The 21,436-nt window shown below is 45.0% G+C and carries 22 protein-coding genes and 4 tRNA genes; 23 read left to right on the plus strand and 3 right to left on the minus strand.

Annotation, left to right across the window (positions count from 1 at the left end; all coding sequences use genetic code 11):
- Positions 1-174 precede the first annotated feature (174 nt).
- Positions 175-546 carry a winged helix-turn-helix transcriptional regulator gene (locus ICW23_RS06915; RefSeq protein WP_016937354.1) on the plus strand — a complete coding sequence of 124 codons (372 nt, stop codon included), beginning with the start codon at positions 175-177 and terminating at the stop codon, positions 544-546.
- A gap of 36 nt (positions 547-582) precedes the next feature.
- On the opposite strand, the gene ICW23_RS06920 is transcribed toward ICW23_RS06915, so the two are convergent.
- Positions 583-1,068 carry a spore coat protein gene (locus tag ICW23_RS06920; protein ID WP_016937355.1) on the minus strand — a complete coding sequence of 162 codons (486 nt, stop codon included), beginning with the start codon at positions 1,066-1,068 and terminating at the stop codon, positions 583-585.
- 133 nt (positions 1,069-1,201) lie between these two features.
- Between ICW23_RS06920 and ICW23_RS06925 the strand changes: the two genes are divergently transcribed.
- From ICW23_RS06925 to ICW23_RS06970, 10 genes are all read left to right on the plus strand, one after another.
- Positions 1,202-1,354, plus strand: a complete 153-nt coding sequence (locus ICW23_RS06925) for a hypothetical protein (RefSeq protein ID WP_016937356.1) — start codon at positions 1,202-1,204, stop codon at positions 1,352-1,354.
- A gap of 244 nt (positions 1,355-1,598) precedes the next feature.
- Positions 1,599-2,534 carry a YybS family protein gene (locus ICW23_RS06930; RefSeq protein ID WP_047477351.1) on the plus strand — a complete coding sequence of 312 codons (936 nt, stop codon included), beginning with the start codon at positions 1,599-1,601 and terminating at the stop codon, positions 2,532-2,534.
- Between the two features lie 30 nt (positions 2,535-2,564).
- On the plus strand, positions 2,565-4,544 hold the full coding sequence (locus tag ICW23_RS06935; protein ID WP_016937358.1) for a DHH family phosphoesterase: 1,980 nt from the start codon (positions 2,565-2,567) through the stop codon (positions 4,542-4,544).
- Complete coding sequence (gene rplI / locus ICW23_RS06940) at positions 4,541-4,990, plus strand: 50S ribosomal protein L9 (RefSeq protein ID WP_095241068.1); 450 nt, start codon at positions 4,541-4,543, stop codon at positions 4,988-4,990. The genes ICW23_RS06935 and rplI overlap by 4 nt, the downstream gene beginning before the upstream one ends.
- Before the next feature lie 144 nt (positions 4,991-5,134).
- Entirely contained in the window at positions 5,135-5,698 is a 564-nt protein-coding gene (locus ICW23_RS06945) for a protein kinase family protein (RefSeq protein ID WP_029575279.1), read from the plus strand.
- A gap of 87 nt (positions 5,699-5,785) precedes the next feature.
- Complete coding sequence (locus tag ICW23_RS06950; RefSeq protein WP_016937360.1) at positions 5,786-6,442, plus strand: PIG-L deacetylase family protein; 657 nt, start codon at positions 5,786-5,788, stop codon at positions 6,440-6,442.
- Positions 6,439-7,767: a glycosyltransferase family 4 protein gene (locus ICW23_RS06955; RefSeq protein WP_188154221.1), complete on the plus strand. Its 1,329-nt coding sequence runs from the start codon at positions 6,439-6,441 to the stop codon at positions 7,765-7,767. Before ICW23_RS06950 ends, ICW23_RS06955 begins: the two co-directional genes overlap by 4 nt.
- A complete protein-coding gene (locus ICW23_RS06960) occupies positions 7,764-8,951 on the plus strand; it encodes a carboxylate--amine ligase (protein WP_188154222.1) in 1,188 nt (395 codons plus the stop codon). The genes ICW23_RS06955 and ICW23_RS06960 overlap by 4 nt, the downstream gene beginning before the upstream one ends.
- On the plus strand, positions 8,944-9,999 hold the full coding sequence (locus ICW23_RS06965) for a phosphotransferase (RefSeq protein WP_016937363.1): 1,056 nt from the start codon (positions 8,944-8,946) through the stop codon (positions 9,997-9,999). The genes ICW23_RS06960 and ICW23_RS06965 overlap by 8 nt, the downstream gene beginning before the upstream one ends.
- A 22-nt stretch (positions 10,000-10,021) precedes the next feature.
- On the plus strand, positions 10,022-11,320 hold the full coding sequence (locus tag ICW23_RS06970; protein ID WP_188154223.1) for a glycosyltransferase family 4 protein: 1,299 nt from the start codon (positions 10,022-10,024) through the stop codon (positions 11,318-11,320).
- Positions 11,321-11,450: 130 nt separating this feature from the next.
- Here the strand turns inward: ICW23_RS06970 and ICW23_RS06975 are convergent, their stop codons facing one another.
- Positions 11,451-11,594: a YycC family protein gene (locus ICW23_RS06975; protein ID WP_016937365.1), complete on the minus strand. Its 144-nt coding sequence runs from the start codon at positions 11,592-11,594 to the stop codon at positions 11,451-11,453.
- 118 nt (positions 11,595-11,712) lie between these two features.
- On the opposite strand from ICW23_RS06975, the gene ICW23_RS06980 reads away from it, so the two are divergent.
- On the plus strand, positions 11,713-11,922 hold the full coding sequence (locus ICW23_RS06980) for a hypothetical protein (protein WP_016937366.1): 210 nt from the start codon (positions 11,713-11,715) through the stop codon (positions 11,920-11,922).
- Positions 11,923-11,952: 30 nt separating this feature from the next.
- Here the strand turns inward: ICW23_RS06980 and ICW23_RS06985 are convergent, their stop codons facing one another.
- The gene (locus ICW23_RS06985; RefSeq protein ID WP_016937367.1) at positions 11,953-12,150 is read right to left on the minus strand and encodes a DUF2188 domain-containing protein; all 198 of its coding nucleotides are present in this window, start codon (positions 12,148-12,150) and stop codon (positions 11,953-11,955) included.
- A gap of 170 nt (positions 12,151-12,320) precedes the next feature.
- Here ICW23_RS06985 and dnaB point away from each other — a divergent pair, with 170 nt between their 5' ends.
- The 11 genes from dnaB to ICW23_RS07040 all read left to right on the plus strand — a co-directional run bounded on the left by dnaB (position 12,321) and on the right by ICW23_RS07040 (position 21,435).
- The gene (gene dnaB, locus ICW23_RS06990) at positions 12,321-13,685 is read left to right on the plus strand and encodes a replicative DNA helicase (protein ID WP_016937368.1); all 1,365 of its coding nucleotides are present in this window, start codon (positions 12,321-12,323) and stop codon (positions 13,683-13,685) included.
- Positions 13,686-13,802: 117 nt separating this feature from the next.
- Positions 13,803-14,216, plus strand: coding sequence for a VOC family protein (locus ICW23_RS06995; protein ID WP_016937369.1), 414 nt, complete (start codon positions 13,803-13,805; stop codon positions 14,214-14,216).
- A 238-nt stretch (positions 14,217-14,454) separates the two neighbouring features.
- Complete coding sequence (locus ICW23_RS07000; protein WP_016937370.1) at positions 14,455-15,747, plus strand: adenylosuccinate synthase; 1,293 nt, start codon at positions 14,455-14,457, stop codon at positions 15,745-15,747.
- 202 nt (positions 15,748-15,949) lie between these two features.
- Positions 15,950-16,025: transfer RNA gene (locus ICW23_RS07005), tRNA-Lys, on the plus strand.
- Positions 16,026-16,033: 8 nt separating this feature from the next.
- Positions 16,034-16,105 (plus strand) — tRNA-Glu (locus ICW23_RS07010).
- 84 nt (positions 16,106-16,189) lie between these two features.
- Positions 16,190-16,266, plus strand: a tRNA-Asp gene (locus ICW23_RS07015).
- Positions 16,267-16,302: 36 nt separating this feature from the next.
- Positions 16,303-16,375, plus strand: a tRNA-Phe gene (locus ICW23_RS07020).
- A gap of 336 nt (positions 16,376-16,711) precedes the next feature.
- Entirely contained in the window at positions 16,712-17,419 is a 708-nt protein-coding gene (walR, locus tag ICW23_RS07025; RefSeq protein ID WP_004393104.1) for a cell wall metabolism DNA-binding response regulator WalR, read from the plus strand.
- Positions 17,420-17,425: 6 nt separating this feature from the next.
- Positions 17,426-19,261: a cell wall metabolism sensor histidine kinase WalK gene (walK, locus tag ICW23_RS07030; protein WP_016937371.1), complete on the plus strand. Its 1,836-nt coding sequence runs from the start codon at positions 17,426-17,428 to the stop codon at positions 19,259-19,261.
- The gene (gene yycH, locus ICW23_RS07035) at positions 19,251-20,609 is read left to right on the plus strand and encodes a two-component system activity regulator YycH (protein WP_045925615.1); all 1,359 of its coding nucleotides are present in this window, start codon (positions 19,251-19,253) and stop codon (positions 20,607-20,609) included. The genes walK and yycH overlap by 11 nt, the downstream gene beginning before the upstream one ends.
- Positions 20,596-21,435, plus strand: a complete 840-nt coding sequence (locus ICW23_RS07040; protein ID WP_016937373.1) for a two-component system regulatory protein YycI — start codon at positions 20,596-20,598, stop codon at positions 21,433-21,435. Before yycH ends, ICW23_RS07040 begins: the two co-directional genes overlap by 14 nt.
- Position 21,436: the final 1 nt, after the last annotated feature.

The following is a 21,436-nucleotide window of genomic DNA, read 5'->3' on the forward strand; positions in this document are numbered from 1 at the left end:
AATCTTTTTATAGTTTAACACGTCTTGCGGAGGGTGTAATCTTCAAAACCTTAAAAATTGATGTGAAAAAGAAGCATTTTTGTTGAGAGTGGGAGCAGATTGCGAGTAAAATACTGGGTAAGTCAGATGCTAATCAGCATGTAGTATCAAAAAAGGTACTATGGAGGATGAATTATGAACATATATCCGAATAAAGAAGGTTGCCCGGTTGAGCTGACACTTTCCGTTATCGGCGGAAAGTGGAAGGGTATTTTGTTTTATCATATGATCGGCGGAAAAAAGCGGTTTAATGAGTTTCGGCGCATCTGTCCCAGCATTACGCAGCGTATGCTGACGCTTCAGCTTCGGGAGCTTGAGGCGGACGGCATCGTGCATCGTGAGGTGTATCAGCAGGTGCCTCCAAAGGTTGAGTATTCACTCACCGAATTCGGCAGGTCGCTTGAACCGATCGTGCTGCAAATGAAGAAATGGGGAGACGCCAACCGGGAATTTCTCGAAACATACCGGGAAAAAACGTCGGCTCAAGATCAGTCCGCTCAAAAATAAGAAGCAGCAAAGGATGAGAGTCCTTGCTGCTTTTTTTTATTTCATCGCAATGGCTTTTCTGGCGTTGCGGACGTCGTTTTTCAGCAATTCGCTCAAGTTATAAGCCGGATATTGACCGCGTTCTTCCATATACTCAAAGACCATTTGGTGCCACTTGATGGCCGCGTTTAAGTGCTTGACGAAGACGATTCTTAATTGAGGTGTGGCCGTTTCTGTAATGGCTCCGGCGTAATTGCGGACAGATGTTTTGGCCATGCTCAGCAGGCCGCCGCTGTAAAAGGAGGAATCAGCCCGCTCTTCTGTCTCATCTTCACGAAAGCCGGGGGCTTCAGGGAAGAAGGGAAGCAGTTCACGCAGATTTTGTTCCAGCGAGTGGATGGAAAATCTGTAAAGCTGTTTTAATCTGGCATCGCTTACTTCACGTTCGGTTCTTTTTAATTTCACAAGCCCGTTTGCCTGGAAAGCCACTAACTCGTGCAGTTCTAACGTTTCATGCCATGCTAATGTTCTCCGCTCAGTCATGGTGTGAGAATCTCCTTTATCCTTCATTTTCATTATCAGCATATGCCCCGGTCCCGATGTTGTTCCTGATGTTTTGAAGTTTCCAGAAAGGGAAACTCAATGTAAAGGAAATACGAAGCAGAGGTGAAACTATATGTGGGACATGATAAAGAACTTCTTCCTTTTCAGCAGCGGTGTTTTACAGGCAACCACTCTCTTACTTATCGTTATCGTCTTGTTATTTGTACGGAAAACCAAAAAGAAAAACAGAGATACTTCTGGTTTCATGGACGATCAGGATCATTGATACAACGGGCATTCTTTCACTAGGATGTCCGTTTGTCTGTTTTCATGTTTCACATGGAACATTGGAGCCGTCTGTGCTCATTTTACTTACGATTTTGACTTATGTTAGAATAAATACGTGTATTTTGGAGAGTTTATGGAAAATTCAGGTCTTGGAAGAGACATTGCGGCGTCAAAAGAGCAGTCGTCTAAGCTGCTCTTTTCTATTCGTATGTTCTGAATGATACAAGGTTTGAGGTGAGTAAGTGAAGAATACAAGGGCTCTAATAGAAGGCGCCATTTTGATCAGTATTTTTGCAATCATTTCCCTTTTGGTCGTGTATCTCCCTTTACTGGGGGCGATTCTTCTCTTTGCTTTGCCGTTGCCGATCATTCTTTATACTATTCGGCACGGTTTGAAGCCGGGGATTTGGATGGGTCTTGCCAGCCTCCCTGTCAGTTTTATTGTGAGTTCGTTTGCCGGGCTTACAGGCGCGTTTACGGCGGCCTGTACGGGGATTGCTATGGGATATTACTTTAAAAAGAAACAGCCCGGTTATGCGGTTGCGGCCGGCGCTATTGCGTGTATGCTGTGCGGTGTCGTTATTTTTGTGTTCAGCATCGTGTTTCTTAATATGAACGTGGTTGATAACACGATGTCCCAGCTTCGAGAGTCGCTGTCTTTAGCAGAAACCATGTCAAAACAGCTGGGTTACGGAGATCAGTTCGGGAAGCAGACCAAGCTGATGGAAAGACAGCTGAGCACGCTTCAATATCTTTTTCCGACTGCGCTTATATTGACCAGCATTGTTTCTGCTTTCCTCAGTTATGCTATGGCAAGGCCGTTTTTAAGGAGGTTTTTCCCTGATCTTCCGAAGATGAAGCCTTTTAGAGAGCTCAGACTCCCGCAAGTCGTTGTTATTTTGTACTTTGTTGTGACAATATTAGGGTTTCTGCATTTAGAAAAAGGGCATATGATGTATTCGGTTTCATTGAATGGGGGATATATTCTCAACTTGCTGATTTGTATTCAAGGGTTAGCGTTTATTTTTTTCTATTGCCATGAGATGGAGATGCCAAAAGCGGTTCCTGTATTAGCGATTGTGCTGGGTGTGCTTTTTCCGCTCATCATGTCCGTGTATCTCCTCTTAGGCATCATTGACATAGGCTTTAACATAAGAAATAAGGTGACGCGAAATTGAGTGTGACTTACAGGTGGGGAGTTGATAGAAATGCCTAGTTTTTATGAAAAGCCGTTGTTTCGGTATCCCATCTATGCATTGATTGCATTGTCAATCATCGTAATCCTCATCAGCATTTACTTTAACTGGCTGATAGGAGCCGTCGGCGTTGTGCTGCTCGCCGTGATCTTGTTTTTCATTAAGCGTGCGGATTCTTTGATCAGAAGAGAAATTGACAATTATATTTCCACGCTATCCTATAGATTGAAAAAAGTAGGCGAAGAGGCATTAATGGAAATGCCTATCGGGATTATGCTGTTTAATGATCAATATTACATTGAGTGGGCGAATCCGTTTTTGTCTTCCTGCTTTAATGAAAGCACGCTCGTCGGGCGCTCGCTGTATGACACATGTGAGGCCGTCGTGCCGCTGATCAAGCAGGAGGTCGATTCGGAAACGATCACCTTGAATGAGCGGAAGTTTAAAGTGGTGATTAAAAGAGATGAGCGCCTGCTTTATTTCTTTGATGTGACGGAACAGATTCAGATTGAAAAGCAGTACGAAAATGAGAGAACCGTGCTGGCATATGTCTTTTTAGATAACTACGATGATGTCACACAGGGGCTGGATGACCAGACGAGAAGCACGATGAACAGCCAGGTCACCTCATTATTAAATGCGTGGGCGCAAGAGTACGGCATTTTCCTGAAGCGGACGTCCTCGGAACGGTTTATCGCGGTGTTAAATGAGCACATATTAACGGAGCTTGAAAACGCGAAATTTTCGATTTTGGATGAAATCCGTGAAAAAACATCTGTTCATACGGTATCTTTGACCCTCAGCATCGGGATCGGCGCATCGGTTTCTTCCTTGAAGGAGCTTGGAGATCTGGCGCAGTCTAGCCTCGATTTGGCCCTCGGCCGCGGAGGCGACCAAGTGGCGATCAAAATGCCGAACGGCAAGGTGAAATTTTACGGCGGCAAAACGAATCCGATGGAGAAGCGAACAAGGGTGCGCGCCCGGGTGATTTCCCACGCGCTCAAGGAAATTGTCTCAGAAAGCAGCAATGTCATTATTATGGGTCATAAATTTCCTGATATGGACGCAGTCGGAGCCGCAATCGGAATATTAAAGGTGGCGCAGGCCAACGGCAAGGAAGGCTACATCGTCATTGATCCGAATCAGATCGGATCAAGTGTTCAGCGCCTGATTGAAGAAATTAAAAAATACGAAGAGCTGTGGTCGCGGTTTATCACGCCGGAAGAGGCGATGGAAATTTCAAATGATGACACGCTGCTTGTCGTCGTGGATACACATAAACCGTCCTTTGTGATGGAAGAGCGTCTCGTGAACAAAATCGAGCACATCGTTGTGATTGACCACCACCGAAGAGGCGAGGAATTTATTAAAGACCCGCTGCTCGTTTATATGGAGCCATACGCTTCATCCACCGCAGAACTCGTGACGGAGCTGCTTGAGTACCAGCCGAAGCGGCTCAAAATCAATATGATTGAAGCGACGGCCCTGTTAGCTGGTATAATAGTGGATACGAAGAGCTTTTCCCTTCGCACGGGCTCGCGGACGTTCGACGCTGCTTCTTATTTGAGAGCGAAAGGCGCAGACACGGTTCTGGTGCAGAAAGTCCTCAAAGAATCAGTCGGTTCTTATATCAAGCGGGCGAAGCTGATCCAGCATACAACTCTTTATAAAGAAAATATCGCGATTGCTTCTCTTCCTGAAAATGAAGAGGAGTACTTTGACCAGGTGCTGATTGCGCAGGCTGCTGATTCCCTCTTGTCGATGAGTGAAGTGGAAGCTTCATTTGCCGTAGCCAGACGGGATGAGCATACGGTGTGCATCAGTGCGAGATCGCTTGGCGAGGTCAATGTGCAGATTATTATGGAGGCGCTGGACGGCGGAGGGCATTTAACCAATGCGGCAACCCAGTTATCAGGCATTTCTGTTTCAGAAGCGCTTGTCCGGCTGAAGGAAGCCATTGATGAATATTTTGAGGGAGGCGTTCAGAGATGAAGGTTATTTTCTTACAAGATGTAAAAGGTAAAGGGAAAAAAGGCGAAATGAAAAACGTAGCAGACGGTTATGCACATAACTTTCTCATTAAAAAAGGCCTCGCTGTCGAAGCAAATGCGACAAACATCAGCGCATTGAAAGGACAGAAAGAAAAAGAGAAAAAAGAAGCGATTGCAGAGCTTGAAAGAGCGAAAGATTTAAAAGAAACGCTTGAACAGCTGACTGTTGAGCTGAGTGCCAAATCCGGTGAAGGCGGCCGCCTGTTCGGATCTGTCACAAGCAAGCAGATTGCAGAAGCGCTGCAAAAGTCGCACAAGATTAAAGTGGATAAGCGGAAACTGGAACTCCAAGACGGTATCCGCACATTGGGATATACAAACGTTCCTGTAAAGCTGCATCCTGAAGTTCAGGCTGTGCTGAAGGTTCACGTAAAAGAAGAAGCGTAATATATAATAATAGAAAAACCCGCCGATCCGGCGGGTTTTTTTATGTCAGCATAAGATGCGGCGTAAGAAAATGATGAGAATGTTTCATGTCCGATGCTTATCAGATTGCATATGATATTACAACATAACGAAGGATGTGTCGGTATGATGCGATTTTTTTCTGAAACATATTTTAATGATCCGGAAAATAAAAAGACGCTGGAACACTATCCGCTGATCGGGAACGGAAAAGACGGGGAAGTCTACCGCTTAACACACAACAAATGCTTAAAGTATTTCTTTGAAATAGAGACATGCGAGAAGGAATTGGCAGCTTTGCAAATCGGACAAGGTTCCCCAGTGATTCCAAAACTGTATGAATACGGAGATCGTTATATTGTGATGGAATATGTTCAAGGCACCTCCCTTGCCCGCCATATTAAAACAGAAAAATCCATTTCCGAAAAACTGGCGGCTGATATTTTAAATATGCTGGATGAATTAAAGAAAATCGGTTTTACCAGATGGGACGCCGAAATCAGGCACATTCTAATCAACGAACACGGTAATCTTAAAGTCATCGATCATAAAAGAGCCTTTTCCGCAATTGCCCGCTTTCCTGTAAAACTATTAAAAGGATTGAACCAATACGGCCTGGCGGATGAGTTTTTGGACACCATAAAAAAATTAAATCCGTCACGTTACCTGGAATGGCAGCTGCACATGTAAGTTTCTGAAAATCCGCACATGTAAGTTTCCTTTTTTTAGGGTCGTCATATGATACTTGTAACAATTGTTTGGTGGAGTGTGGAAAAAATGGAAGAATACATTATGGTTATCGGCGCTCATCCTGATGATGAACTATTGGGATCAGCGGGCACCATAAAACGGCTGATCAATGAAGGATATAAAGTAATTTCCGTTATTACGGCATTAGGAAGAAAAGAAGAAGCTCATCATATTAAACAATTAGGCGAACGTGCGAATCAAGAGCTTGGAATTGAGAAAGTCATCTTTTTGGAGCATACGAATTTAGAATTGGAATGTATCCCTCTTCATAAGCTTGTCAAAGAATTAGAACAGCTCATTCGCGTCTATCAGCCTGATAAAATCTTTACTCATCATTACGGCGATATCAATATGGACCATCAGAAAACATTCCAAGCAGTTTTAACAGCCGCCAGACCTCTTCCGGATCAAAAGCCGATTGAACTGCTTACGTTTGAAACGCTGTCTTCAAGCGAGTGGGAGAGGAATACGGCTGATAAACTCTTCAAGCCCAATTACTTCGTCAATATCACAGACACGATGGATGCCAAACTCGCGGCGCTTCACCACTACGACGTAGAAATGAGGGATTACCCTCATCCCCGTTCATATGAAGGCGTTAAACATTTAGGAAGAGTCAGAGGGATGACAGCGGGTGTGGAATACGCCGAAGCATTTGAAGTGGTGCGGAGGATCTGGAAATGAACAAGACATTTTCCGTCCCCTATCCGTATATGGTCCAGACGCTTGACCGCTACTACGGGGTCAAAACGCGCCCGCAAAAAAAGAAAGCCATAAAGACACAGATGAAACATGCAGATCAAATTCCGCCGGTATACAGGAAAAAGAAGAAGTTATCCATTTTGATTGCCACGTTTTGGGACTACCCGCACACGGGCGGTTTATCAAACTATATTAAAACGCTTAGTGAAGGCTTGAAAAAGAGAGGCCATAAGGTAGATGTCATATCCCCTAATCTGTTTCCATCCGACAAAGTAAAAGAACTGCGGGATGCTGTTATTCCGAAGTTAAAAGATTTCTTTAAAGACAGATACGGGGATTATAACGATCATATTTTGAGAAATAATCGGCTGATGTTTGTATACGAGCAAATGCTTCAAAAGATTCCTTTGGAAAGATATGATGTGTTCCACGCTCAAGATTTATTTACAGCCAATATGTTAGGCAGGTTCAATCAAATCTATAAGAAACCTTTATTTTTCACACCGCATGGCATGTTTACTTTCAACAGACTTAAATTTCACATATTTAAAAAAGGCTCGGTAGAAGAGATTTATTATAAAACATTAGAGATGAAAGCCATTGAATACGCAGACCGCCTGATTATTATCAGCGATACGTTCCGCAGGCCGCTCATGAAGCTCGGGGCCGAACAGGAAGACATGACAACGGTGGTCACTGGAATTGATTACGATACAAAAATAGGCTGGAAAAAGAAAATCCCGTTACCGAAAAATAAGATTATCATCTCGTGTATTGCAAGATTAGGCCCGAGAAAGGGACATAAGTATTTGCTGGAGGCACTCTCGCGAATTCCGTCTCATGTACTTGATGATGTAGAAGTGCTGATCGCAGGAGACGGAGAGACTAGGAGCGCCTTGGAGGAACAGGCTCGAAAACTGAAACTATCAATGGTCTCCTTTTTAGGAAAAAGAGACGATGTTCCCGCTATTTTGAATATGACGGACATATTCGTACTGCCGACCATTAATGATAGTCTGCCCATTTCGATTATTGAAGCGATGTTCAGCGGCACGGCTATCATCGCGACCGATTGCGGGGGCATCCCGGATCTCATCCGCCATAACAAAACAGGGCTGATTGTCGAGCCGGGAAATGCAGAGGCGCTAGCCCGGGCTTTAACGTTTTTTATCTCTAACAAATCTGCGCGGAAAAAAGCTGCTTTAAATGCAAAGGCCTACGCAGAGAAGCATTTAAGCAGCGAGACGATGATCAGAAATATTGAATCCATTTATCAAAATACCATCAAGCTCGGAGGGAGATTATGAAACACGAACATGCGGCCGTTGTACTTGATTTCAGTGCAAACGGGATCGGGATGATTCGAAGCCTGGCCCGAAGAGGAATAGATGTTTACGCGTTTGACACGGAGGAACCTTATCGTATCGGAAAATCAAGATTGGCAGATTGCGGGGTCTGTCCCAGCCCTTTAACACAAGAGAAAGAACTGCTGACATTTCTGACTGATTTCGGGAAGCGATTTCAAGTAAAACCGGTTCTGTACGCAGGATCTGATGATTATGCGGGATTCATATCCAAATTCCGCGACACATTAGCCGGTTTTTTTTTATTTTTGCTCCCGAGCCGCTCTCTGTTAGAGACGGTTTTAGATAAAAGCAAAGCATATGAATTAGCGATGAAGCACAACATTCCCTGCCCGAAAACCTTTTTTCCGAACAATCAGGATGAACTGGAAGAGGCCATCGCCAATATTGACTTCCCGTGTATTTTAAAACCGGTGGCCGGCCATGAATACAGAAAAAAAGTAAACAAAAAAGCAATAGTGATGAAGGATGCCGCACAATTGCGCAGGGAGTTCAGCTCCTACAGAAAAAATGGAGAACTGCTCGTGCAGGAGATCATTCCCGGAGACAATCAATGTTTTTATAAAGTGGCGACTTTTTATGATGACCAAATGAAATTAATGGGCTTGTTTTCTCTGCAAAAAAACCATCAATTTCCCGCTGATTTTGGCGCTGGGGCTCATGTCGTGAGCAAACGGGTTCCTGAATTAATTGAGAAGACCCTGCCGTTTTTTGAAGCGATTCAGCTCAAAGGAGTAGGCATGGCGGAATTTAAAAAGGATCCGCGGGACAATGTTTACAAGTTTATAGAAATAAATCCGCGCTTTTGGCTCAGCCATAGCCTGACGGAATCTGCAGGCGTTCATTTCGTTTACATGTACTATCTGTATTTGACCGGACAAAATGTAAAGCCTCAGCTCGAACAAAAAGAAGGAATCAGTTGGATTTATGAGGTGCGTTACTTCTTAACGTTTTTGAAGAAACGAAAAAGAGGAGAAATGACATTACGGCATTTTTGGAGAGGATTTAAAGGAAAAAAAGAATATGCCCTTTTTGCTTGGAATGACCCGATGCCGTTTATCAGAAACACTTGGTCCCATCTCAAAAACAGCTGGAAACGGAAGCGGAAGGAAGATCGGCATGTATGAAAAGGATCGTTTGTATGCTGCGTTTCAGAAACTGAGAATTGACGAAAAACTATCGTATTCACTTGGCGAAAAGGCGGCTGTGAATCCGGACGGCATCACATGTCTGAAATCAACGGACAGAAGCGCCATTTATAAACTCCTTGTGAAAAAGAAATCCGGGACCGTACCGCTGATTTTGAAGGTGTATAAATCTTCCCGTGAAAAAAACGCGGTCGAGATTAATATATACAGTAAAGCCCGTTCTGTCTTAGGGGATTTGCTGCCGGAAATCTATCTTATCGAAGAAAGCAATCATGAAACATGGATATTTATGGAGTTTGTCAGCCAGATCAGGGGACAGCTTACATTTCATCCTCAGCATTTCAAATATATTATTCCGTCTGTCGCAGAACTGCACAGCCGCACCTTTGAAAACAAGAAAATTTCTGACGGAAAATGGCGGTCATGGCTCCCGGTATATGAATCGGAAACGATGAGGAAGGGGCGTAAAAAGCAGATCAAAAAGACAGCGGAATTATTGGATAGGGCCCTTAAAGATGAACGTACAAAAGATATCGTCAAGCCTCATTATCGGCAGATCTCTCACTTGCTGGAGCAAAAAGGACCGGATTTTTTCCCTGAATTGATACAAAACGGCTCGGCCATTACACATGGCGACCTTCATATGCAGAATATCTGCACCCATGACGCGTCCGGCCATGAACCGTGGGACATTCAATTCATCGATTGGGAATCAGCAAAATACGCGCCGGTTTGGTTCGATATGACGGTTCTGGTTGAGATTCTGCTCGGCTTCAGAAAAGATTGGAGCCGCCACGCAGAAGACATTCGGACGTTTTGTGTAAAAGTGTATGCGAAAGAAATGAAAAAGCGGGGCATTCATTTTGAGACGCCCCCTATGACGCTTTATAAAATGGCTTATGTGCAGAGAACCCTTGAGAAAGGGCTTCATACCCAATTGCGGAGAATATTCGACAATCGGGGAGGAGAGCTGCTGCCCTATCATGCAGACAAAGTGTCACAATGGGGACTGGAATTAGGTTTATAGGTTTGAGAGAGGGGGAGCGGGTTTGAGAGAAGAGATCGGGAGGCCGTGCAGTCTGGTGCCTCCTGCCTTATTGCGCGTCATGGATCAATTTTATGGCATCGGCCATCAAGATGAACAAGAGCTGCATTCATTTTGTGCGGAAAGAAAAAGCTCCCCCAAACGAAAAAGGCTGTTGCGTATTTTGTACGCAACTTTTCTCAAGTACCCGAATGTCGGAGGATTGGCGAGCTATATCACGTCAGTTAAGACAGGTTTTGAGCGCGCCGGTCATCAGGCGGATGTCATCTCGCCCCTTCAAATGCCGCCATCGTTTTTTCAGGAAGATATTCCGCGTGCGGCTGATGCAGTCAGAGTGTTTCTTCTTGGCAGATACGGCGCCGCAAACGAAAAACTCGTCAAAAATCTCAGCTATTTACATGTATTTCAACGATTTTTGATGGAAAAGGATTTAGAGCAATACGATCTGTTTCATGCGCAGGATTTGTTTGCGGTATTTTTGCTGGGACATCTTAATCAAACGGTTCGGCGTCCTCTTTTCTTCACGCCGCATGGACATTTTACGAAAAGCCGGATGAAGTTTCATAAAATCCAAAAGGGCTCAATTGAAGAGGCATACTTCTCTGAGATAGAAAGACAGGGCATTCGGGCTTCGGATAAAATCATTACCATCAGCGACTCCTTTCATGCGCCTCTTCTGGAGTACGGTGCAAAAGAAACACAGCTGACGACTGTTTATACCGGCATTGACATCCGGGATGCACCCGAGCCAAAACGTGCTGAGAAGCTCGTGATTGCGTGTGTTTCCCGCCTGACAGAACGAAAAGGACATGACGTGCTGCTGGACGCTCTCGCACAAATCCGGCAGCACTTATCCGGAGTTGAAATATGGATAATCGGAGACGGGAAAATGCGGGGTTTTCTTGAAGAGAAGAGACGGAAACTGGGTCTTTCAAATGTGTTTTTCTTCGGAAAACGGCGTGATGTGCCGGCGCTTTTGGCTGAATCGTCTATTTTTGTTCTGCCTACATTGAATGATAATTTTCCCATAGCGATCATCGAGGCGATGTTCTCAGGTCAGGCCATTGTCGCAACTGACTGCGGGGGGATCCCTGAGATGATCCGGCATGAGATAACAGGCCTTATCTGTCAGCCCGGCAGCATACGGGAGCTTGCCGATGCCCTCTTAAGACTGATTACGGATCAAGCTCTCAGAGAACAGTTTGGAAAAGCAGCAAAGACCTATGCCGGCCAGCATCTGCGTCAGGAGAACATGGTTTCACAAATAGACAGTATTTATCAAACATTTTTTTTAAATGAGTGATTAAGAGCAAAGCAAAGAGACTGGGTTTTGATCTCGTCTCGTCCGGCCGCCATTCCTTATTTACCTATAAGAAAAAGAGGCGGAAAGCCATTGCTTCCGCCTCCCGCACATATATATGAGGGAACAGCCTTTATTTTTGATCGTTCTCTTTTTGGACTTCAGCTAATTTGGCAAGCAGAATGTGCTGAGGCATGTGCATGATTCTTTCAAGCGGCATATTCAGTGATTCTGCAAGCTTTTGCGCCGTTTCAGCGGAAATTTGCAGCGGTTTCATGTGATCACTCCTTCCGTTTCTTTATTGTACTAAAATCAAAATTCTATCGTAAGAGGATATGACAAAGAAATGGAGGTTTGATAAGCCTGGCTTTATAACAGAATGGGGGAGGTTTTTTATGCAATCGCCATTGATGTTATTACAGCTGAAGCTGGCTGATTATCAGAAAAAGGCCGCAGAACTGCGGACAATTGACGAATTTATCATACTTAAACAGACATTGCAGGAAATGATGAAAGTATTTGCCGCCTGTGAAGAATGGGATCTGTATCAAAAAACGGCTGATCTCATGGCGCAGACAGTGCTGCAGATCCGCTTCATCGAATAAGAAAAGCCCTCGCGCGGGCGAAGGCTTTTCTTAAAAGGAACGTTCCTCTTCAATGTTTTTATGCTGATCATAAATGACAAGCTTAGCCGGGCTGTTCTCTTTCGCCATCTGCTCCGCTTTTTCGATTGCCGCGTCCTTTGATGTACAAAGAGCCGTCGGCGCCACATTTTCTGCCTTCACAAACCATCCGTCTGCATCAATACTTGGCGTTACTGCATATGTCTTCATCCTTCTTCCCTCCTGGGTTTGGTTTGTTTATTTGTTTCCCGGCATTCGGAACGGCAAAACACATAACCCTCTCCTGACAAATACAGGGAAAGTGATATTTTTCTATTCTTTTTCATGAGAAATGGTAAAATGGAGTTTGGATATTTTTTAAGGAGAGGACGGTGCTTAGCATGACAGACCTTCTGAATGATCGGCTGCCGCCGCAAAACATAGAAGCTGAGCAGGCCGTGTTAGGTGCTGTTTTTTTACAGCCGTCTGCGTTGACACTGGCTTCTGAAGTGTTGATTCCGGATGATTTCTACAGAATGTCACATCAAAAAATTTACAATGCCATGCTCGTGCTCGGAGACCGCGGCGAACCGGTTGATTTGATCACGGTAACGTCAGAGCTTGCGAATACCGATTTGTTAGAAGAGGTGGGAGGCGTTTCTTACCTGACGGATATCGCGAATTCCGTTCCGACAGCGGCTAATATAGAATATTACGCGAAAATCGTTGAGGAAAAATCAATTCTCCGCCGTTTAATCAGAACGGCGACCTCGATCGCCCAAGACGGGTATACGCGCGAGGATGAAGTTGAAGATCTATTAAGCGATGCGGAAAAAACGATTATGGAGGTTGCGCAGCGAAAAAACTCGGGCGCCTTCCAAAATATTAAAGATGTGCTTGTGCAAACATATGACAATATTGAGCAGCTTCACAACCGGAAAGGCGATATTACCGGGATTCCGACCGGCTTTATTGAGCTTGACCGGATGACGGCGGGTTTCCAGCGAAATGATCTGATCATTGTCGCAGCCCGTCCGTCCGTGGGGAAAACGGCGTTCGCCTTAAATATTGCGCAAAACGTGGCCACCAAAACGGATGAGAGCGTCGCGATTTTCAGTCTTGAGATGGGAGCCGAGCAGCTTGTCATGCGTATGCTCTGTGCCGAAGGGAATATTAACGCCCAAAATCTCAGAACGGGAAATCTGACGGAAGAAGATTGGGGCAAGCTGACGATGGCGATGGGAAGCCTGTCAAACAGCGGTATCTTTATAGATGACACCCCAGGCATCCGCGTCAGCGAAATCCGTTCAAAATGCCGCCGGCTGAAGCAGGAAAACGGATTGGGCATGATTTTAATTGACTACTTGCAGCTCATTCAGGGAAGCGGCCGTTCAAGCGACAACCGCCAGCAAGAGGTATCGGAAATTTCACGGGCGCTAAAATCGCTGGCACGGGAGCTTGAAGTTCCGGTCATCGCCCTGTCTCAGCTCTCCCGGGGTGTTGAGCAGCGGCAGGATAAACGTCCGATGATGTCAGATATCCGTGAGTCAGGAAGTATTGAGCAGGATGCCGACATCGTCGCCTTCCTGTATCGTGATGATTACTATGATAAAGAATCGGAAAACAAAAACATCATCGAAATCATTATTGCCAAACAGCGTAACGGCCCGGTGGGCACCGTCTCACTGGCTTTTGTGAAGGAATACAATAAGTTCGTAAACCTGGAAAGACGCTTTGATGACGGCGGTGTTCCGGCAGGTGCGTAAAGCCTCAAGCGATGTCTTGAGGCTTTTTTTCATCCGAAAGAATGAGAGAATGCCGTCCGTTCTGCAGTCGATAAAAAGAAAGCGCTTTTATATAATAGCATCAAGGGAGGAATGATGATGACAATTGCATTTTCGCAATTCCAAGCGGCGCAAATCCGGATTGCCCGGCCGACCGGACAGCTCAAAGAAATCATCAGGTTTTATGAAGAGGGCCTCGGACTGAAGAGGGTCGGCAGCTTTTCCGGACATAGAGGCTACAGTGGCGTCATGTTCGGCCTGCCTCATACGCAATATCATTTAGAATTTACCGAAGAAACGGGCGCGTCTCAGCCGGCGCCCGTTCCGCACGGCGACAGCCTGCTTGTCTTTTACATCCCGGATTCTCAGGAGGTCATTCGCATCAGCACGAGGTTAAAGCAGATGGGATATGAAGAGAAAGAACCCGAAAATCCGTACTGGGAAGAAAAAGGCGTGACCATCGAAGATCCCGACGGCTGGCGGATCGTTCTAATGAATACAAGCGGCATATAAATGACTGTCTGGAGAACCCGGGATACGGGTTCTTTGTTATGTTAAAGTATGAAAGTTTCGGGAGTAATAGATAACAAATGAAAGAGAAAACGCTTTTAAACGGAGTTAAGGCGAACAAATATAGAATGATAAGATTTTAATGTTCGGATTTACGATTGACTTTCTGTTTCGGCACTGATACACTTAATTTGTTTGAATGAGATATCGTTTTGAAAGGTTAACGGAGGTGCACGGATATATGTCTTCAGTAGTCGTAGTAGGTACGCAGTGGGGCGATGAAGGAAAAGGTAAAATTACAGATTTCCTATCAGAAAATGCAGAAGTGATCGCACGTTATCAAGGCGGAAACAATGCAGGACATACCATCAAGTTTGATGGCGTCACGTACAAGCTTCATTTAATCCCATCAGGAATTTTTTATAAAGAAAAAGCGTGTGTCATCGGGAACGGAATGGTTGTTGATCCGAAAGCGCTCGTAACGGAGCTTGCGTATCTTCATGAACGCAATGTGAGCACGGATAACTTGAGAATCAGCAACAGAGCCCACGTGATTCTTCCGTATCATCTGAAACTGGATGAAGTAGAGGAAGAACGCAAAGGGGCCAATAAGATCGGCACAACGAAAAAAGGCATCGGACCTGCTTATATGGACAAAGCGGCGCGGATCGGCATTCGGATCGCAGACCTGTTAGATCGCGACGTGTTTGCAGAAAAGCTTGAGCGGAACCTTGAAGAGAAAAACCGTCTTCTTGAAAAAATGTATGAAACGGACGGCTTCAAAATTGAAGATATTCTGGATGAGTATTATGAATACGGCCAGCAGATTAAAAAGTATGTATGCGATACATCCGTCGTCTTAAATGACGCGCTGGATGAAGGCCGCCGCGTCTTATTTGAAGGCGCTCAAGGGGTTATGCTTGATATCGACCAAGGGACATACCCGTTTGTTACTTCATCCAACCCGGTCGCCGGAGGGGTGACGATCGGTTCAGGCGTAGGCCCGACAAAAATTCAGCACGTCGTCGGTGTATCGAAAGCGTACACAACCCGTGTGGGTGACGGTCCTTTCCCGACTGAGCTGAAAGACGAAATCGGAGATCAAATCCGTGAAGTCGGACGCGAATACGGTACAACGACAGGACGCCCTCGCCGAGTCGGCTGGTTTGACAGCGTTGTTGTCCGCCATGCCCGCCGCGTCAGCGGAATCACAGATCTTTCTTTGAACTCAATTGATGTGCTGACTGGCATTGAAACGCTGAAGATCTGTGTCGCTTACCGCTACAAAGGTGAAGTGATTGAAGAATTCCCGGCAAGCCTGAAAGCCCTCGCTGAGTGTGAACCGGTATATGAAGAAATGCCTGGCTGGACGGAAGATATTACAGGCGCAAAAACGTTAAGCGACCTTCCTGAAAATGCGCGCCATTATCTGGAACGCGTGTCTCAGCTGACAGGTATTCCGCTTTCTATTTTCTCTGTCGGTCCTGACCGTTCACAAACGAACGTCATCCGCAGTGTATACCGTGCTAACTAAGGGTTTGCAGCAGACAAGCCTCCGTGACCGGAGGCTTGTTTTTTCATGTAGGAAAAAAATAATAGATTTTTTTCAAAAAAGTAGTTGCCACTTTCGAATATTCTATGATATTATAAATCTCGTTGTTACGGAACAGCTTCAATAGAGTACTGCAAGAAAGCTTTTGTCTGAATGCTCTATGATACATAATCCGACACATCAAGAGCCATTAGCTCAGTTGGTAGAGCATCTGACTTTTAATCAGAGGGTCGAAGGTTCGAGTCCTTCATGGCTCACCACTTTTTATGGCCCGTTGGTCAAGCGGTTAAGACACCGCCCTTTCACGGCGGTAACACGGGTTCGAATCCCGTACGGGTCATTGATTTACTTTAGCGTTATTGCTAATTCCTTATTTGTCCTGGGCGGACCGCCACGATACGGTTCCCCGGACAAATTACTGTAAGGTCCGGTAGTTCAGTTGGTTAGAATGCCTGCCTGTCACGCAGGAGGTCGCGGGTTCGAGTCCCGTCCGGACCGCCATTTTACTTTACTTTATAGTATAGAAAAGAAACATCTGGCTCGGTAGCTCAGTTGGTAGAGCAACGGACTGAAAATCCGTGTGTCGGCGGTTCGATTCCGTCCCGAGCCACTTACCCAAACGCATCTGCAATAGTAGGTGCGTTTTTTCTTTGTGATAAAAAAAGGGAGAGCCGGCTTTTCAGCCGGCCCAGAAGAAGACGTCAAAAAGTAGACGGCGTTTTTTTTCGTGAGGTTTCAAAAAAATATTATTTTTTAAAAGAAAATAAAAAACATGACAAAAGGATGGCAGTTCAATACGTTTTTGCGCTGTTCTCTTTAATTTTTTTATCTTTTGACCTGAAACCGTTATAATAGACGGGGAACGTTTTTCACGATCCGAATTGTGATCATCATGAAACATCAATAGATGAAATGAAGTCATTCTGGCAGGAGGAAAATCAAGATGATGGATAAGAAGATCCTTGTAGTCGATGATGAAAAACCGATTGCAGATATATTAGAGTTTAATTTAAGAAAAGAAGGCTATGACGTGCACTGTGCGTATGACGGAAACGAAGCCGTGGAAATGGTGGAGGAGCTTCAGCCCGATTTAATTCTATTAGATATTATGCTTCCGAATAAAGACGGAGTTGAAGTGTGCCGGGAAGTCCGGAAAAAATATGATATGCCGATTATTATGCTGACGGCAAAAGACTCGGAGATTGACAAGGTCATCGGACTTGAAATCGGAGCGGATGACTATGTCACTAAGCCTTTCAGCACGCGTGAGCTTCTGGCCCGCGTCAAAGCAAACCTGCGCCGCCAGCTTACGGTTGCGCCGGCTGAGGAAGAATCAGCTTCAAATGACATTCATATCGGTTCCCTCGTCATCTTCCCTGACGCTTATGTCGTATCAAAAAGAGAAGAAACGATCGAGCTGACCCATCGTGAATTTGAATTGCTGCATTACTTAGCCAAACATATCGGACAGGTCATGACGCGCGAGCATCTGCTGCAGACTGTATGGGGCTATGACTATTTCGGTGACGTGAGAACGGTGGATGTGACAGTTCGCCGCCTTCGCGAGAAAATCGAGGATAATCCGAGCCATCCGAACTGGATCGTCACAAGACGGGGTGTCGGTTATTACTTGAGAAACCCTGAACAGGACTAACCGGCGATGAATAAGGTTGGTTTTTTTCGGTCGATTCAATTTAAGATCACGCTGATCTATGTACTTCTTATTATCATTGCCATGCAGATTATCGGCGTGTACTTTGTGAAACAGGTGGAGAATTCTCTTCTCAAGTCCTATGAATTATCGTTAAATCAGCGGATTGACAACCTTTCCTATTATATTGAGCAGGAATATAAAGGGGACAATGACGGCACCGTCATTAAGGATGACGTCAAGCGTATTTTGAATGATTTTACGAAAAACAATGAAATACGGGAAATTACCTTTGTTGATAAAAGCTATGAGGTCGTCGGTTCTTCGAGGCCTTATGGCGAGGAAATAGCGGGGAAACAGACGACTGACCCGATTTTTAAACGGATTTTCTCTACAAAACAGGCCTATTCAAAAAAATATTATGATCCTAAAAGCAAAAACAGAGTGCTGATTTCGGCAAAACCGGTCATTACAGAGAATCAGGAAGTTGTCGGCGCGATATATGTCGTGGCCAGTATGGAAGATACTTTTAACCAAATGAAAACCGTCAACTCGATCCTTGCTTCAGGAACAGGCTTAGCCCTCGTTCTGACGGCTCTTCTCGGTATATTTCTCGCCCGGACCATTACCCATCCGCTGTCGGATATGCGTAAGCAGGCGATGGAACTGGCAAAAGGGAATTTCTCCAGAAAGGTTCGAAAATACGGGCATGATGAAATCGGTCAGCTCGCAACGACTTTCAACCATCTGACGAAAGAGCTTGAAGATGCCCAAGCCATGACGGAAGGGGAGAGAAGAAAGCTTTCTTCCGTTATCGCGTATATGACGGACGGCGTCATCGCCACGAATCGCAACGGGGCTATTATTCTGTTAAACAGCCCTGCGCTTGAGCTGCTGAATGTTTCACGTGAAACGGCTTTAGAGATGCCGATTACGTCTTTATTGGGCATAAAAGAGAACTTTACATTTGAGGATTTAGTAGAACAGCAGGACTCCATGCTGCTGGAGATCGAACGTGACGATGAAACGACTGTGCTGCGGGTCAATTTTTCCGTTATTCAGAGAGAGCACGGAAAAATTGATGGTTTAATCGCGGTTCTTTATGATGTCACCGAGCAGGAAAAACTCGATCGCGAGCGCAGAGAATTCGTTGCGAATGTGTCCCATGAACTTCGGACACCGCTGACGACAATGCGAAGCTATTTAGAGGCGCTTGCAGAAGGCGCGTGGGAAAACAAAGAGATCGCTCCGCGTTTCTTAATGGTGACCCAAAATGAAACTGAGCGCATGATCAGATTGGTGAATGATCTGCTTCAGCTTTCTAAGTTCGACAGCAAAGATTATCAGTTTAATCGAGAGTGGATTCATATGATCCGCTTTATGTCTCTGATTATCGATCGTTTTGAAATGACGAAAGAACAGCATGTCGAATTTATCCGCGAGCTGCCGGACAGAAATCTGTACGTGGAGATTGATCAGGATAAAGTGACGCAGGTTCTCGATAATATCATTTCTAACGCATTGAAATACTCACCGGAAGGCGGACATGTCACCTTCTCAGTTGATGTGAATGAGAAAGAAGAGCTGCTCTACATCAGTGTAAAAGATGAAGGGATCGGCATTCCGAAAAAAGATGTGGAAAAAGTATTTGACCGTTTCTACAGGGTGGATAAGGCGCGCACGAGAAAGCTCGGCGGCACCGGACTCGGCCTTGCGATTGCAAAAGAGATGGTTCAGGCGCACGGCGGTGACATTTGGGCCGACAGTGTAGAAGGCAAAGGCACGAAGATTACATTTACTCTTCCATATAAAGAAGAGCAAGAGGATGATTGGGATGAGGCGTGAAAATATAAAAACAGTCATACTGTCGGTGCTAGTCGTCATTAGTCTTGTTTTAACATGGGGAATTTGGACATTCCAGCCCAATTTCTCAGAAGGCACGGCCTCAACCAAATCGACTGTCCGGGAAAAGCATAAAATTGATAAAACGAGCCAAAAAATGTCGCAAACGGTAAAACCCCGGGATATGTTCATTCATACAAACGGCTCTCATTATAAAGTGGTTGATGAAACGCTCTTTAATGACCTGTGGGCGGATTTGCCGCAATGGGAAGTAAAAGGGATGAAGGATATTTCTGATCAATACGACAAACTCGGTTTTAAAAATTGGCTTTACGGCAGAAATGGGAATTCGGCAAAGCTCGATCTGCAATTCAATGACACCATTCCGATTGATTTCTTCCAATCGATGTTTAAATGGTCGAATCCGTCAATGGAATACAGCTCATTTGACCATATTGTCATTCCGTTTAATGAGAATAAGCCGAATAAGAAGATTTACATGGTCTCTTACAGCAAACAGCTGATTCTGGAAGTGACTGTCGAGTCTGCAAATTACCGCAATCTGATGAATGAGCTGTACAGCAAAAAATCGAGTATGCCGTTATACCACCTCTATTCGGTCGGAAAAAGCAAAGAATTTCTCATGCCGAATGCGCGGTTTAATATGAAGGAAAAAGAATTTATCACTGAAACCATTAAGACGAACCTGTTTAAGCAGACACTCTTTAATGATCCGAGCACGGTCAGAGAGGACCCGAATTACAATCGGAACGTGCTGACTGACGGAATCAGCCGTCTGGAAATCAATTCGACGCAGCGGCAGATTCAGTTCCAGCACCGGAACCTGGCGCAAAGTGCTTCTTACCAAACGGGAGAGCTGATTAAGAAAAGCTATAAATATTTAGAGGATACGGGGAGCTGGACGGATCATTATCAATTTTTCAATGTGAGTGATAACCAGCAGCTGAGTTTCTACATGTTTAAAGATCAAATGCCCGTCATCAACAGCATGTCTAAGCCTTTCGGGTCCGGGCCTGTTATGACCCTGCAATGGGCCAATGACGAAGTTCTCAGCTACAAGCGGCCGAACTATGTTCTCGGGCCGAATCCGATTAAAACAAAAGACGTAAAAATGATGAGCGGCAATGAGATTGTGTCTCTGCTGGAGCAGCAGGATAAATACGATGTGAACAAAATCGACCAGATCTTCTTGTCCTATCAAATGGTATCTTCGTCAACGAATGATCTTGTTGAGCTGGAACCCGTCTGGAGTATGAAAATCAACGGGAAGATCGTTCCGATTACGAAAGATCTGCTGGGGAAGGAGGAGGACGATAATGGAGTGGAATAAGACAAAAACGATCTTCATCATTGCCTTCCTCATCCTCGATATTTTTCTCGGCTATCAGTTTTTTGAAAAACGCTCAAGCAGTGAATACGAAGTGATTAAAAATTCAAATGTGGAAAAAGACATGGAGATGGATCATATCACATTCGGCAACCTGTCTTCTGATTCCGCGACGGGCTACCGGCTGACGGCGGGCCAAAAGGTATTCACCGCGGAAGATATTGATGCCTTGAAGGATCAAAAGCCTTTAATGGAGATGCCGGCGGATGATCACAAGGTCACGACGCTGAAAATGAAATTTACCGATCCGGTCGGTTTATCGAAGCAAAAACCGCAGGATGATGCGGAATCGCTTGTCAGCTCTAAAATAACCGGCGGTGAAAAATATAAACTGTGGAAAGTCGACAAGGATCAAAAACAGATCATTTTTTACCAGACGTATGACGGACAGTTTATTTATCAGGATTTTGACTCGTCCACTGATGCGATCGGACAGGTGATTCTGCATCTGAACGATAAAAACGAGGTCGTGTCTTACGAGCAGACCATGCTGGAGTCATTCAAGCGAATCCAGACGGAAAGCCTGATTCCTGAGCTGGATGCGGTCGAATTATTGTATTCTCAAAATTACTTAAAAGCGAATTGCGCCGTCAAAAGCGTCAAGTTCGGCTATATTGCCCAATACCCGCTGACAAGTACGCAGGTGCTGGCGCCGGTATGGAGAATTACAATTGAAGATAAGTCAAAAGGGACGAAGAAAAAGACACAGCAAACGTACACTGTGAATGCATTGGAAAGCACAGTCATTGATAACAATCAAAATAAATAAT

The organism is Bacillus sp. 1021 (genome assembly GCF_014534735.1).
In the GTDB taxonomy this organism is placed as follows: domain Bacteria; phylum Bacillota; class Bacilli; order Bacillales; family Bacillaceae; genus Bacillus; species Bacillus siamensis.

Coding starts and splice junctions, on each gene's coding strand:
- ICW23_RS06915 (WP_016937354.1), top strand. CDS start 175: ATGAACATATATCCGAATAAAGAAGGTTGCCCGGTTGAGCTGACACTT.
- ICW23_RS06920 (WP_016937355.1), bottom strand. CDS start 1,068: ATGACTGAGCGGAGAACATTAGCATGGCATGAAACGTTAGAACTGCAC.
- ICW23_RS06925 (WP_016937356.1), top strand. CDS start 1,202: ATGTGGGACATGATAAAGAACTTCTTCCTTTTCAGCAGCGGTGTTTTA.
- ICW23_RS06935 (WP_016937358.1), top strand. CDS start 2,565: ATGCCTAGTTTTTATGAAAAGCCGTTGTTTCGGTATCCCATCTATGCA.
- rplI (WP_095241068.1), top strand. CDS start 4,541: ATGAAGGTTATTTTCTTACAAGATGTAAAAGGTAAAGGGAAAAAAGGC.
- ICW23_RS06945 (WP_029575279.1), top strand. CDS start 5,135: ATGATGCGATTTTTTTCTGAAACATATTTTAATGATCCGGAAAATAAA.
- ICW23_RS06950 (WP_016937360.1), top strand. CDS start 5,786: ATGGAAGAATACATTATGGTTATCGGCGCTCATCCTGATGATGAACTA.
- ICW23_RS06955 (WP_188154221.1), top strand. CDS start 6,439: ATGAACAAGACATTTTCCGTCCCCTATCCGTATATGGTCCAGACGCTT.
- ICW23_RS06960 (WP_188154222.1), top strand. CDS start 7,764: ATGAAACACGAACATGCGGCCGTTGTACTTGATTTCAGTGCAAACGGG.
- ICW23_RS06965 (WP_016937363.1), top strand. CDS start 8,944: ATGTATGAAAAGGATCGTTTGTATGCTGCGTTTCAGAAACTGAGAATT.
- ICW23_RS06975 (WP_016937365.1), bottom strand. CDS start 11,594: ATGAAACCGCTGCAAATTTCCGCTGAAACGGCGCAAAAGCTTGCAGAA.
- ICW23_RS06980 (WP_016937366.1), top strand. CDS start 11,713: ATGCAATCGCCATTGATGTTATTACAGCTGAAGCTGGCTGATTATCAG.
- ICW23_RS06985 (WP_016937367.1), bottom strand. CDS start 12,150: ATGAAGACATATGCAGTAACGCCAAGTATTGATGCAGACGGATGGTTT.
- dnaB (WP_016937368.1), top strand. CDS start 12,321: ATGACAGACCTTCTGAATGATCGGCTGCCGCCGCAAAACATAGAAGCT.
- ICW23_RS06995 (WP_016937369.1), top strand. CDS start 13,803: ATGACAATTGCATTTTCGCAATTCCAAGCGGCGCAAATCCGGATTGCC.
- ICW23_RS07000 (WP_016937370.1), top strand. CDS start 14,455: ATGTCTTCAGTAGTCGTAGTAGGTACGCAGTGGGGCGATGAAGGAAAA.
- walR (WP_004393104.1), top strand. CDS start 16,712: ATGGATAAGAAGATCCTTGTAGTCGATGATGAAAAACCGATTGCAGAT.
- walK (WP_016937371.1), top strand. CDS start 17,426: ATGAATAAGGTTGGTTTTTTTCGGTCGATTCAATTTAAGATCACGCTG.
- yycH (WP_045925615.1), top strand. CDS start 19,251: ATGAGGCGTGAAAATATAAAAACAGTCATACTGTCGGTGCTAGTCGTC.
- ICW23_RS07040 (WP_016937373.1), top strand. CDS start 20,596: ATGGAGTGGAATAAGACAAAAACGATCTTCATCATTGCCTTCCTCATC.